The 11,462-nt window shown below is 61.7% G+C and carries 11 protein-coding genes; 3 read left to right on the top strand and 8 right to left on the bottom strand.

Annotation, left to right across the window (positions count from 1 at the left end):
• Positions 1-269: 269 nt before the first annotated feature.
• From BJ960_RS13410 to BJ960_RS13420, 3 genes are all read right to left on the bottom strand, one after another.
• Positions 270-449: a hypothetical protein gene (locus tag BJ960_RS13410; protein WP_185987657.1), complete on the bottom strand. Its 180-nt coding sequence runs from the start codon at positions 447-449 to the stop codon at positions 270-272.
• Between the two features lie 6 nt (positions 450-455).
• On the bottom strand, positions 456-737 hold the full coding sequence (locus BJ960_RS13415) for a hypothetical protein (RefSeq protein ID WP_185987658.1): 282 nt from the start codon (positions 735-737) through the stop codon (positions 456-458).
• 389 nt (positions 738-1,126) lie between these two features.
• Positions 1,127-1,585: a hypothetical protein gene (locus tag BJ960_RS13420; RefSeq protein ID WP_185987659.1), complete on the bottom strand. Its 459-nt coding sequence runs from the start codon at positions 1,583-1,585 to the stop codon at positions 1,127-1,129.
• Between the two features lie 500 nt (positions 1,586-2,085).
• On the opposite strand from BJ960_RS13420, the gene BJ960_RS13425 reads away from it, so the two are divergent.
• Together BJ960_RS13425 and BJ960_RS13430 are read left to right on the top strand one after the other, a co-directional pair.
• Positions 2,086-3,615, top strand: coding sequence for an SEC-C metal-binding domain-containing protein (locus BJ960_RS13425; RefSeq protein ID WP_185987660.1), 1,530 nt, complete (start codon positions 2,086-2,088; stop codon positions 3,613-3,615).
• Positions 3,616-4,432: 817 nt separating this feature from the next.
• Complete coding sequence (locus BJ960_RS13430) at positions 4,433-4,825, top strand: FHA domain-containing protein (RefSeq protein WP_185987661.1); 393 nt, start codon at positions 4,433-4,435, stop codon at positions 4,823-4,825.
• A gap of 351 nt (positions 4,826-5,176) precedes the next feature.
• Here BJ960_RS13430 and BJ960_RS13435 read toward each other — a convergent pair whose 3' ends face one another.
• The 5 genes from BJ960_RS13435 to nrdH are packed head-to-tail and all read right to left on the bottom strand — an operon-like array spanning position 5,177 to position 7,297.
• Positions 5,177-5,743: a thermonuclease family protein gene (locus BJ960_RS13435; RefSeq protein ID WP_185988305.1), complete on the bottom strand. Its 567-nt coding sequence runs from the start codon at positions 5,741-5,743 to the stop codon at positions 5,177-5,179.
• A gap of 3 nt (positions 5,744-5,746) precedes the next feature.
• Entirely contained in the window at positions 5,747-6,436 is a 690-nt protein-coding gene (locus BJ960_RS13440; protein ID WP_185987662.1) for a hypothetical protein, read from the bottom strand.
• Positions 6,437-6,444: 8 nt separating this feature from the next.
• Positions 6,445-6,762: a hypothetical protein gene (locus BJ960_RS13445; protein WP_185987663.1), complete on the bottom strand. Its 318-nt coding sequence runs from the start codon at positions 6,760-6,762 to the stop codon at positions 6,445-6,447.
• Positions 6,759-7,052 (bottom strand): hypothetical protein, encoded by a 294-nt coding sequence (locus BJ960_RS13450; protein ID WP_185987664.1) that lies wholly within the window; start codon positions 7,050-7,052, stop codon positions 6,759-6,761. Before BJ960_RS13450 ends, BJ960_RS13445 begins: the two co-directional genes overlap by 4 nt.
• 5 nt (positions 7,053-7,057) lie before the next feature.
• The gene (gene nrdH / locus BJ960_RS13455; protein WP_121078765.1) at positions 7,058-7,297 is read right to left on the bottom strand and encodes a glutaredoxin-like protein NrdH; all 240 of its coding nucleotides are present in this window, start codon (positions 7,295-7,297) and stop codon (positions 7,058-7,060) included.
• A 1,336-nt stretch (positions 7,298-8,633) separates the two neighbouring features.
• On the opposite strand from nrdH, the gene BJ960_RS13460 reads away from it, so the two are divergent.
• Positions 8,634-11,459, top strand: a complete 2,826-nt coding sequence (locus BJ960_RS13460) for a helix-turn-helix transcriptional regulator (protein WP_185987665.1) — start codon at positions 8,634-8,636, stop codon at positions 11,457-11,459.
• Positions 11,460-11,462: the final 3 nt, after the last annotated feature.

An 11,462-nucleotide genomic window follows, 5' to 3' on the forward strand; every position in this document is an offset into this window, starting at 1 on the left:
AGGCACGAAGACTTCTCGGCAACGCGGTGCAGCACAGCTCATGAGCAGAAGACCTTCGACAAAGGACATCCGGTGCTGGCGGGCCTTCTCCACCATGCGCCGGCAGGGTTCGCTGCAGTATTTGCGTTGCCTGGTGGGACTCACAAACGTTTTGTTACAGCCGGTGCGTTCACAAGTGATGCTCCACCCGCTGTTCTCTGCCGGCACCGCGGGATGCGCGATCGCGTTTCGGCGGAGGGACGCTTCATAGCGACGTTGTGAGGCGGTCTTCATCGCGCACGGGTCGACTCGGCCAGGAACGGCGTCAGGAGTTCCGCGATCAGTCGCTCGTCGAGAAAATGAGTACGTGCATGCACGCTCGCTATCTGAGCGATCAGTCCTGTTTCCTCGGCCACAATTTCGCGGGCTTTGGAAGCCGCGGCCTCGATCAGGCCCCCTATCTCGAACACACCTTCTTAGCCGCTCGGACGCTCACCCGCTGCGATGAGCTCCGTCGCGAGAGAAACCGCATGGACTGCATCGCGGCTCTGTGCCAGGGTGATTGGTTCGCCCTCAGTGAGCCCTGCGAGGTGGAGGGTGATGCCTGCGAAGCGAGCATCTGCGCCAGTGCTGTTGGACGCGTTGAAGGACCAACCGTAGAGGCAGCTGGTGCCACGGATGTCTGACGAAGTGATGATGAACCCGAGCCGCCAGCCGACAACAATATGGAGGGCCGCGTGGCGCGCCTCACGATGCATGACGCCTGAACCCTCTGCACGCAGACGGGCGGCACCGAGAGGTGCTGCAGCCGATCTCGTGACGGTACTGTGGGTACCTAGCAGCCCGAGAGCTCTCTGGAAGAGTAGGGCGAGAGCCAACACCCAAAATCCCCCTGCGATCAGGGCTCCCTCGATCCGAATGTCGCCGCCTGCAGCAGCCCAGGCTCTGCCTGCCACATAGCCGATTGCCAACAGGCCACCAACTCCGATAGCGGTCCCGGCTGCATGACGCAGCCCCCAAAATATGTCGTCGTGGCTGGCACTCCACCAAGCCCGAAGTCGTTGCTTCACGGTTGCCTTTGAAGCGGTGTTTGGCTGTCCTGCGCTTTGTGTCGCCATTGTCGTTTCTCGCTCCTGGTCGGTTGACTTCACTGGTCTGTGTTCTGGTCGTCGAGGATGGGAGCTATCGCGTTGAGGTCAGCCCGAATCTTGTCAGCCCGATCTGCCCTGTGCTTCTTCCGTTCGGCTTTGCTGCGTTCGATGATGCGATCAAAGATTTCGTGCTGGCTGAACCCTGAACTGAAGAAGTAGTCCCGTTCCTCGTGGGTTATGCCTTCAGCTGCGATTTCTGCGTCAACGTGTTCGGTGTTGATGGCGCGGACCGCCCCTGGAAGATCCGTTACGTGAAACCGCATCCCGAAGAATGCTCGAAGCCCTGTCTGGGCTCGCAGGTTAAGGGACTTCGCGATCTCTCTCGCGTCACCCGATACGACATATGCAGCGTGCTCTTCGGTAAATCGTGTTCGGCCGTTGCTCCGCTCTTCACGACGTCCTCGGACAGTGAGGACAGTGCCGGCCGTGTTGGAACTTGCGGACCTGAAGTTCATCGTTTCTCCTTTGTTGTGAGGCGACAGAGTGCCGCCTTCACTCCACCGACTGTCTGGGGCGCGCAGTGGATGTCACGGAACGCGGGACGCGTTCCCCCTCAAATGCCAGTCGTGTAAGGAGAAACTCCGATCAGAGCAGAGTACGCAGATGGAGGGTCACGTGCTGGGGCCAAGGAGAGCGCGACAAGGAAACTGAATGAAGACTAGGGCACAGCGCGGAACAACTGCGTGTTCGAGACCGGCCCTATTCGAGCGCCGGCCACTCTTCCGTTGCGCCTCACGCCCGCTTGAATACAAGCCGCTGCTATAGGCAGCGCCGTATTTAAAATGAATGCAGTCATCCGCGCCGACCCGTTGTCGTGGCAGCCATGAGTAGCAGCTAGGACCCGGTCGCAATCTGGTCGCTTCTGGTCAAACCGGATTTCGGACAGAACTCACAGGTGGGGACGTAAGAAGCTGCAGGGGTCCAATCGGAATTACGGTCAAGTACGATGCTGAGCATGGACCCTCTCGCACCCTTCGACCGCCAGGAGCACTGCTGGTGTGGATCAGGTAAGACCTACCGTTTGTGTCATAAGCAGCTCTCGAAGGCCCAATCGGTCCCGGGGGAGCCGGTGCCGGCTGACAATGAAGGAAAGCTGTTCCTGAGCCCTAAAGTGTCCATGGATAGGGCGCTCATACCGAAGTTGTTTCCCGCGGGCACACCGCTGCGACTCCCTCCAGAGAACCTCTCACCCACTCCAACCAGATATTCGGCGTTGGACGAGGGCCTCTCGACGTTCAAGAGCGATGAGGCCCCTTTGTCTCCTCAAGATGCTGGAGGCCATCGGGTGTTCCTCCTGGAGCGGCTTGCGGAACTCCCAGAGACAGATGAGGCTGTTCACCCCGAAATCGCCGAGTCAATTGTTCACACCTCTTTACTGGCCTGGCAAACGGCGCAATCATTGGCCAAATTGGAACCGAAGCCAACTGTCTTGTGGAATGAAGATCTAGACCCGCTAGTTTTCATCTCCAGGACAATTCTACTTTCGGACCATGTTCTAACTCCGGATAGGCTCATCACACTCGTAGCGAACGCCGCTACAAGCCGTGAAATCGCGAAGACAGCACGGGCGGAGCTGCAGTATCGCCACCTATCTGAGTCTGGCCGCATTCTTATGGTCCCTTCAGGATTGGGACGCTTTCTGAACGATGAGATGCTACAGGAATCGACGCGCAGGGATCTTAGCAACGCAAGACTGGTCGACTTTGTTGCAAGTCAGCTTGTTGTCGAGGGCCCAACAGCCCGCGATGCTCTCTTCATTAGGGCTATCGATGACGTTGCAAAAAATCCCTTTATGTGGTTTCACGGCCGTATTCAGAAACCGGAGGATGACGCAGAGGACGGCCGTTTCAGTACTCGCTTCCTTGGCGACTACGACGCGCAGTATGACTACAGTGCGTGGATTGCCCAGTGCACTCGAGAAGCTGTTTCGAGGTATGTTCAGCGCACTACCGAACGGCTTGGAGTATCAGAACTGATCGGAGCCGAGTATGTTGCCACTACACCGTTCGAGGCGCGTCTGCTACGTCATCGGAGCCCTGATGCCAATGCTGGTATTGGGTCGGCTTCAGTCTGGGCAGAGATACCTACACTTACCGATCTTCATTCGCGGGATCTTGCCAAGTTACTTGATAATGACGAGGCTGTAGAGGACTTCAGAGAGCGCATCCGTCTCGCGATGGCCACGTCTTCAGAGTTCTTGGGCCAAATACAGGCGGTACAGTCCGCCGCTGCGGGGATTGAAAGTGCCGCAAAGAAGTTGGAACGAAATATGAAGACGAACCGAGTCTATTCCGGGATTCTCCCTGCCCTAGCCGGAGGCCTCGGAGTGGTCATCGGGTCGACTGCAGGGCCGCTAGGTACGGCAGGAGCACTGCTAGCTGGAGCCGCCGGGCTCACTCCCTACTTTGGGACTCGAAAAACCCAGATGCGTGAAGCCCCATACCTTTTCCTTACTGCCCAACGGAGGAAGCGTAAACGCAGATGACCGCTCCTTCGAACTGTCTTCCTTGGAGGCTTTTCCAGCGGTCACTAACACCACCAGTGCACAAGGATCACTGAGGCGTTTTCCAGTGGTGGGGCCTTCCATCACCCCCGGGGCGAGATAGGGGCCAACGAGCTGAACACGGCACCAACCTTTAGCATTTGGCATACGATCCACGAAGTCAATAAACCGGGGTGGCTTCAGCGGCTGGTGGAAAGCCGCGATAGGAAGGACCAAGAGCTCGAATCCGTAGCGGCCTCAACTGAGCCCCGGCGTGGGGTCTTGAGGAAGTCGCACGTTACCAAACCCTTCGCTCTATGACCTGCGCGTGTCACCTGGTCGGATAGGTATGACGGACACAACGGTTTCGAATGCCCAAACCTCATACATTCCTTCACCCGCAGCGGCGAACAGGCTGGCACGGTGTCGGTTCTGCAGCACCTTGAACGAGTACGTTGGCGGTGAAATCGCACCTATGTGCTCGAACTGCGGACTAGATCTGAGTGTCCCAGCGCATCTGCGGCCGCTCGACGTTGGAGTGCTGCTCGCGCAGCTTGGACACGAGCCCACACAGGACGCCCTGTCGGTTGGGGCTCCTGCCGAAGAGTCCGCGCCGTCCCTGCTCGAGCAGCTACTCGAGGAGGCGGACACGCCGGCGAGCGGCACGGGACACCTCGAACCCGCGCCCGGGACAGCTGGACTGGTCGCTCCCGCGCCGGCGGTCGTGTCTCTGGCTCCGCTCGCACCGGCCAAAGTGGCGCCAGTAGCGCCGCCCCCGGCAACCCCAGTGTCCATCGATCCTGAGGTGGACATTGCTGCAATGACGGTCGCGGTACGGAACGAGCCGGAGGACTTCGACAGCACGGTGATGGTGTCCAGGAGCTCGGCGACGAACTGTGTCCTTGTCCTTCCCGACGGCAGCGAGTACCCGCTGTCCACGGACACAATCTTGGGACGCCGCCCGGACGCGTCCCCGCATGTCCAGACACTCGCGCTCCCCGACGCGACGAAGACGCTGTCCAGGACACACGCACGTATCTGGTACGACGGGACACACTGGTGTCTGGAAGACCTTGGCTCCGTCAACGGGGTGTCTGTCCTCGCCGAGGACAACACCGAGCGTGTCCTCGATGCTGGTGTCGCGACACCGCTCATGTCCCCCCGGTTCAAACTCGGGACACTCGAAGTAACACTCGCTGTCCCCTCGGCCTGACCACAGACAATGTCCTTTGCCCGAGACACCCACACCGGGCGACTTGGACATGACCCCCCCTATACCCTTCCCCTGCTACGCGGCGCTGGACAGCAGCAGATGGACAAACGGACGTATCTCTGACCAACACCGCAACCAGACGGACGACAAGTGCCAGGGCGTCCATCAGTCGGCAACGGCCCGTGTCCGCGATACCAGGACACTGCCCTCATGTCGTGTCCAGCGTGCAGTCTCGCATAGCGGTGTGCGCGAACGAGAACCCGTACTAGGGTTCGGGCTCAGAACGCAGAATCCCCGCTACTGGAATTTCCAATAGCGGGGATTCTTTGTTCCGGGGGCGCCGAGGTTGGGCTACCTGCAGGCGCCCCAGTAGCCGGCGGCCTGCGACCTCGCGGCTGCCTCAACAGTCCGGTAGTCGGCTTGACCTTGGTACGGCTTGTCGTAGGTGTACTCGAGGCCTGCTCCAGCGCCGAGAACTTCGAGAACGACGTTCGTGTTGGTCTCCGGGATCTGAATGTGCCGGAGAAGTCTCCCGTACTTGTCGACTTGGAGTTGAGTGGGATCCGGCCGGAGCCCTACCTCCGTTCCTTCAGGAAGCAGGGAGGAAAGAAGCGCCCTGGCTTCGTTTCCGTAGCACTCATCAGGGCCGTTCCCGTGGCCGAGCTCAGGGGTGTCAATTCCGATGAGCCTGACTCGGTCTGTGCCGGTGGTGCCGTTGCGGTGAACAATGATCGTGTCGCCGTCGACGACGCGCTGAACGGTCGCGGACTCCCCTGCAACCGATTGCGGGGAACCGTCGCCGGTTCTCGCGTCCGGATTGTCTGGGAGGGCGAGTAGGTAGGCGCCGAGGAACAAAACGCCGGCGGCTGCAAGCGCGACCGCGATTCGGGTACCGCCGTCGCGAAGTGCTTTCATCATCACTCAGCTTAGGCTGGGGCCTGACACGCGAACCTCGACATGCTGTTGAGGGGCTGCGGCGTGGAGGTTCTGGTTGTGCTTCGCTGCGATCTCTGCTGCCCATTGTTTGGCTGCAGCCACTACGGTCTCGGCCTCACTGACCGGTACGGCGTAGCGGGGCGAGCTAAGTTGCTGGTAGGAGCCGTGGCTGTCGTATTCGCGGTAGAGGGTGTGCCAGGTGAGGCCAGTAGGGACTGCGTTTTCGTCGTCGTAGGGGTTGGTGCCGGTGTAGATGAGGTTGACGCAGAACTCGTCACCTTCTGGGTCGATTGAGGTGAGGATGTAGTGGCCCGGGGCGAAGAGTACGGGTTCTCCTTCGCCGTTCCACGAGATGGAGTCGGGCGCTTCGATGCTGACTGCTTCGAGCTGGTCGTAGAGCTTGGTGACCTGTGCTTCGCGGGCGAGGCGGTCGGTTTCGGTCTCCATCGTGATTGGTGCCTCATTCATGGAGTCGACGCGGATCATGATGCCGTCTTCTGTGGGGATTGCCCAGACGGTGCGCTCGGTTATGCCGGCGTCGTTGTCGAAGTCGACACGGCCGTAGTCGTCGGCCGATGCTGGCCGGGGTTCATCGTTTCCTGCGATGCCGTCTTTCACCCAGGGCTTGGGTTCCAGCCTTGTGCCGTGGTCGTAGGGCGATGGGCTCTGGTTCATGGGTGGTCCTAGCTTTCTGTGGTTGGGCGGGTGGTGAGTTGGTCGATCTGGTCGCCGGTGAGGCCGATGTGCCAGTCAGGGATCTCCATCGCTGCGACGCTGTGGCCGCCGGGGAGAACCCCGTTCATGTGGCTCGAGAGGTCTTCTTGGGCGCCGGATCGTGTCGCGCGGAACGGGAACTCTGTGTCTGGGTGGTCGCGACAGCTGCCTCGGTACGCTGGCACGCCGATGGTGAGGGGCTTGGCTTTCTCTGCTTCGATTGCGTCGAGCAGGGATCGCGCGGTGGTGATGAAAGCATCTATTTGGTGAGGGGTGGGAGGTTTCATGCGGGGTCCTGTTCGTAGGTGGAGAGTGTTTGGTGGATGAAGGATTTGCCGGTGCCGGCGTCTGGGACGGTGCGGTCCTGGATGTAGACCGGTGACTCTTGCGAGCCAGAACGGGAGACCACGATCCACTGACGGTTGTGGAGCACGAGGTGCATCTCGTTGCGGACAGCTGCGCCGAGTCGGGAGCTCGACCGTTTCACTACGGCCACGTATTGGCTGACGGTCGACGCGACAGTGGTGTTGCCGTTTCGGTCGAACAGGATGGTGTCGAGCTTCTCTGTGGTGTGCATGGCGGTTACCGGATCTGTGCGATCTTGTCGGGCCGGAAGCCGGACCAGTGGTCACTGCCGGTGACTACTACGGGGGCTTGGAGGTAGCCGAGTGCTTTTACGGCGTCGACCGCATCGTCGTCTTCGCTAAGGTCGACAATCTTGTAGTCGATGCCTTTGGAATCGAGCGCACGGTAGGTTGCGGTGCACTGCACGCATGAAGGCTTGGAGTAGACGGTGACCTGGTTGTCGGTGTTCTCGTTCAATGGGTGCCTCCGTGTGTCTCTTGCTCAGTGATGCTGTGTGTCGCGCAGTGTGTTTCACCTCCCTCTGATTTCTTTTTGCCGGGGAGGCGAGAATCGCCGACAGCGACGCGAAGCCGAAGCGCCAAGTGGAGGAGCCGGCCCGCACGGCTGCAGCGAAGCGGAAGACGGGCGAGACGGTGACGCCCGGACGATCGGTGGAGTAAAGCGCAACCGGCTGGCCGGCCGCCTGGTGTGGAGGCGCAGCGGCGCTATCCTGTCGCTTGCTTCCCGGCACATAGATTGCAGGCGGGGCCTGTTTGAGCCGCGCGCGGAGCGCGTGTCCTCCTGGCAGGAGTGAAGCGAGTGCTTCCCGCGAAGCGGTAAGAGAGGTGCGCGGGGGGTGTACCCCTCGCGTGGAGCAGAGCCACACTGATGGCCTCTATATGTGGACCCCAACATGGCACAAAGCCGCCGATGGAGTACTAGCTTCAGACAACGTCTACGGAACTATTACCATCACAGAACAGTGGTTCGTCGAGGGTGGGGAGCTGGTCGCGAGAACTGCAGCTGAAGTTTGGGATTACGGAGACGTCATTCCGTCTTTCTTGAATTACCTCAAAAGACAGCCTCTCGAGTTGCGGCGATCTATCGTGACTTCCGAGCGGGGGGGCCGCTGCAAGTGCCGCGCGCATGGCGGAAGGACGCCAGGGCCTTGCCGGACGGGATCAGTCATTTCATGACGTTCCTCCGGTACTTGAGAACGGTCGCCATGGATTGTTCAGCTAGCGTAGAGAATAATCGATTTCAGCGAAATCCCCGAGGATTGGCGGCCCATCATGACCACGCGCTCGGACGCAGCATGGCTGCTAGATTCTGGTGGAGATCCCTTCTATGAACGGTATGACAGGCCGTTGGCATTGACGAACTCCGTTATGCCCCGAAGGTGCCGCTCAAGCGCATCTATGCGCAGTACTTGGGTAAAGGCTCGACGACGGTCGCGAGGCTTGATCGGCCTGACGAGCGCTGGCACGCCTCGCTTGCGGAGAGGGTGACCGAGAGTTGGCGCCGGCCGAGCATGTGCTCGCGATCTCCGATTAGCTGCGGGGGGGGGTAGCGGCGGTGCATGTGTCATCGCCTTCGGAGAGCTCGGCGCGATCTCCCCGCGTGCCGCGGAGGCGGCTCGCACCCACAAACGCCGGATGCACGGCTAAGGGAGCGTGTGTGTGTGAGTTTCACACCCGGTTCGGAGCCACGGGCCGCGCGACAGCGGTACTGTGTTTCGTGAGGACTTTTGGGTCGGGCCACTCTGTGCTGCTGCCGAGTCGGTCCGCCGCTACGCAGGAGGACGGAAGCGCGCATGGAGACAGAGAAGAACGTGCATCGTGCCAGGCGCACGTCTCCTCGTGTGAAGCGACGAGCATTCGTCGGAAACACGCTGGAGCGGGCGAAACAGCAGAATGGTATGCTGCTCGTTGTCGATGGCGACGCGGGCATGGGCAAGACCGTATTGCTCCGGGAGATCGTGAGCGCTGCGGTGGCGGACGGCGGCTGGCAGGCGACCTTCGCAAGAACCGACGAGATTGAGCGCAACGAGCCATACAGCTTCATGGAGCGCTTTATTGCAAGCGGGCCGGTATCCGACTGGCATTTTATGCCAGATTCCCACACCAACCCTGTCGAACTCGCCCGTGAGTGTGTGCAGCGCCTCCTCGCCGAGGGCGATGGGCACAGCGGCGGTCGTGTGCTCGTGATTGATGACGCTCAGTGGGTCGATGCGGAGTCCGAGAGGGTTCTGCGCTACATGATCCCCCGCCTCATTCGCAGAGGCACGCTGCTCGTGTTCGGCGTGCGGAGCCCGAACCTTCCTGGCTCCTTCGGGGAGTTTCTTACGGGCCTCGCGATCGACAGCCCTCTCGACGTGTCGCACCACCTAGACCCGCTCACGGCCCCCGAGATCTCCGCGCTCACGCTGGAACTTCACGGTGTCGGCATTTCCGACCGGTCCGCCAGACGCATCCTCGAAGCCACCGGCGGCACATTTCTTGGTGTCGACAGCGTGCTCTCATCGATCTCGGAACGCGAGATCGCGCGCCAGCACCTCACCTGGGATACGACGATTCACGTCACCATGGCGAGCGACAGCCCGCTGCTCCACCGGTTCGCGCAGCTAAGCCCCGAAGCGCAGGTCACCAGTGAGCTCGTCTGCCTCGCGGGGCACGAGCTGCCGCGGGCGAGCCTGCGCAAAGCTTCCGAGATGCTCGGATCGGAGTTGTCACTCGAAGAGGCCCTCACCGCCCAAGTGCTCGTCGAATCGGGGTACGGGGACACAATTATGCCCCGCCACGCTCTGCTCGCGGAGGCGATCGCTGACACGGTGACGACCGCGCGGGCGAAACCGATGCACCTGGCGCTCGCCGCGGTGACGAGCGGGCACCGTTCGCTGCTCCACCTCATCCGCGGAGCGGACCGCTGGGACGCCGCGCTGCACGCGGCAGTGGACACCTATGTTGACGCCGCAGTCGATCAGGGCCGCCTCGCGAACGCTGCTGAAATCCTGCGCGAGGCCCTCGCGCTCGCCACCACCTCGGACGCACGCACCCGGCTCATCGAAGACCTGCTTCTCGTGCACATGCAGGCGAAGACGAGCTACTTCGCCCTCGACCTGCTCGCCGAGGTTGAGGGGCTCCCGCTGAGCATTTTGCACGAAGTGCTCGGTATCGTGCTCGCTGCGCACGAGGTCGGGCGAGAACTCCCCGCTGCCCGGGTTCAGCAGCTACTCGCGATGGAACCGAGCACGGCCGACGAGCGGGTAGCGCTTGCCTACTTCGCATTCATGGTTGTGATTCTGACGATGCGCACCTCAGAACATGACGAGCTGCCGCAATTCATTGCACTCGCACAGATGCTGGTCGCGCGCATGCCAGACGACCCTGCCGAGCTCTCGAACCCGCGTATCGGCTGGATGCTTGACAAGACCGGCCAACTGCTGCTCCTCGATTGCTATCAGATGGTGCACAACCAGGCACACGCCGACTCCGCCGCGGTGCGGAAGGCACTGCCCGGTCTCATCGAGCGGGCCGAGGGGCTCGCGGACAGCGCCTCAAAGGTCGATGCGTTCGTCGCCATCGCTGGGGCCGAAGTCTCGATCGGTGCGCTCGACACCGCGCGTGATCGCGCGCAGCGGTCCGTCGACATGCTCGAACACGTCAGTCTGCCCTGGGCCGCGGGTACGGCTCGCATCATTCTCCTTAACTGCATGATGCTGCAGGGCGACTATGACGCTGCCATCGAGTTCATGGATCTCACCGAGGAGCTCGCATACATCACGATGGATGTCGAGGCTCGGCTGAGCATGTCCGCACTGCGCGTGTGGGTATCCGCGATCACCAACGAGAATGATGCGAGCGCGCACGTTGGGCAGGCGCGACGCCAGCGTGAGATGAACTGGGAGGGCTACGAGCCCGACCTCACACTCATTGCCGACTGCGAGGCCTCGCGGGCTCGCGGCGACGACGAGGGCGTGCTCGCGGCGAGTTCGGGGCGGTGGGCGGATCAGGTCCGCAACACCCGACACGGGTTCCTCACCTATCGCGCCGAGGCACTGATCCACACGGGCAAGCTCGACGAGGCGAAAGAACTCGTCGACCAGCTCGCCGAGTGGCGAGGCACGCGCTGGCTCGAATACTGGGGCACGCTCGACTGGCTGCAGGCCCGGCTCGCTGAGGCCCAGGGCGACACTCAGGTGGCGATGTGGCACTACGAGGCCGCGGTGCGTAACCGGGCGTTCCCGCTCGCGCTCGGCCTCGCACTCACGGACTACGGAAACCTCCTGCTGCAGGCGGGGCGGCGCACCGAGGCCGCCGAGCGGCTCGACGCGGCCGTGCGCGAATTTGAGCGGATCGGAGCCGACGGATACCTCCCTCGTGCACGCACACTGCTCCAGCAGACTGCCGAAGCACACGGTGGATCAGGCGCGGCCCTGCTCGGGAGCCTCACCGAACGCGAGCGGCAGATCGTCGCGCAGCTCGTGAAGGGGCGCTCGAACAATCAGATCGCCGAGTCGTTCGTCGTGTCGGTCGCGACGGTGCGGTCGCACGTGTCAAACGTGCTGCGCAAGCTCAGGCTCTCCTCCCGCGGCGAGGTCCTCAGGCTTATGCGAGAGGCGGCGGATCCGCAGACCTAGCCG

Origin of the sequence: Leucobacter aridicollis (assembly GCF_013409595.1) — a bacterium.
Classification (GTDB): Bacteria; Actinomycetota; Actinomycetes; order Actinomycetales; family Microbacteriaceae; genus Leucobacter; species Leucobacter aridicollis.

Coding starts and splice junctions, on each gene's coding strand:
- BJ960_RS13415 (WP_185987658.1), bottom strand. CDS start 737: ATGCATCGTGAGGCGCGCCACGCGGCCCTCCATATTGTTGTCGGCTGG.
- BJ960_RS13450 (WP_185987664.1), bottom strand. CDS start 7,052: ATGCACACCACAGAGAAGCTCGACACCATCCTGTTCGACCGAAACGGC.
- BJ960_RS13420 (WP_185987659.1), bottom strand. CDS start 1,585: ATGAACTTCAGGTCCGCAAGTTCCAACACGGCCGGCACTGTCCTCACT.
- BJ960_RS13445 (WP_185987663.1), bottom strand. CDS start 6,762: ATGAAACCTCCCACCCCTCACCAAATAGATGCTTTCATCACCACCGCG.
- BJ960_RS13435 (WP_185988305.1), bottom strand. CDS start 5,743: ATGATGAAAGCACTTCGCGACGGCGGTACCCGAATCGCGGTCGCGCTT.
- BJ960_RS13425 (WP_185987660.1), top strand. CDS start 2,086: ATGGACCCTCTCGCACCCTTCGACCGCCAGGAGCACTGCTGGTGTGGA.
- BJ960_RS13440 (WP_185987662.1), bottom strand. CDS start 6,436: ATGAACCAGAGCCCATCGCCCTACGACCACGGCACAAGGCTGGAACCC.
- BJ960_RS13460 (WP_185987665.1), top strand. CDS start 8,634: ATGGAGACAGAGAAGAACGTGCATCGTGCCAGGCGCACGTCTCCTCGT.
- BJ960_RS13430 (WP_185987661.1), top strand. CDS start 4,433: ATGACGGTCGCGGTACGGAACGAGCCGGAGGACTTCGACAGCACGGTG.